This is a genomic window from Nesterenkonia halobia (genome assembly GCF_039536005.1).
GTDB lineage: Bacteria > Actinomycetota > Actinomycetes > Actinomycetales > Micrococcaceae > Nesterenkonia > Nesterenkonia halobia.
This window is the reverse complement of record NZ_BAAAYG010000020.1, coordinates 1-632: the sequence shown is the minus strand read 5'-3', so window position 1 is coordinate 632 and position 632 is coordinate 1. Positions and strand designations below refer to the sequence as shown.

The window sequence follows — 632 nt, the reverse complement described above, 5'->3', positions numbered from 1 at the left end:
CCCCCCCCCCCCCCCCCCCACGCCGCTGACCCCGGCCTCGCGCATCAACCTGGCGGTCTGGTCGCGGCCGATCTGCCAACCGGCCCGGCGCATCATGCGCCACATCTTCCGCACTCCGTAGACGCTGTAGTTCTCGGAGTGCAGACGCATGATCTCGCCGATGAGCAACTGATCACGCAGTGCCCTCGCCGAGGGCTGCCGGGCCTTGGCGGCACGGTAACCCCGTGCGGTGATGAACCCACCTTCTGCCTCGCTGAGCACGCGGCAGATGAGCTCGACCCCGAAACGATCCCGGTGCTCGTCGATGAAGCGGATCATCTCGTGGTGGGACGGTCGAGCTCGGCGGCGAAAAACGTCGAGGCGGTCTTGAGGATCTCGTTGGCCCGGCGCAGCTCAGCGTTCTCTCGGCGCAGTCTCGCCAGCTCCTGCTGATCCTCAGCACCCCCGTCGGTGCGACCCTGACGGGTCTGTTCGACTGCGAGGCGGGATTGTTTGACCCAGTTGCGCAGCGTGTGTGGCGAGACGCCGCCCAGCGCGTCACCGACGGCCACCAGAGCAGTCCAACTGCCAGACTGCTCGGCGCGCTGATGATCGGCGACCATCCTGACCGCCCGGTCCTTGAACTCCGGGCT

General features: G+C 67.6%; 2 protein-coding genes. Both read right to left on the bottom strand.

All coding sequences use genetic code 11. The annotated features are described in order from the left end of the window. The coding region (locus ABD652_RS13985) for an IS3 family transposase (RefSeq protein WP_425574597.1) at positions 1 to 318 on the bottom strand (318 nt) is incomplete at its 3' end. Further along, positions 315 to 632: transposase (locus ABD652_RS13980; protein WP_425574596.1), on the bottom strand; the 318-nt coding region annotated here is incomplete at its 5' end. The genes ABD652_RS13980 and ABD652_RS13985, both read right to left, overlap by 4 nt.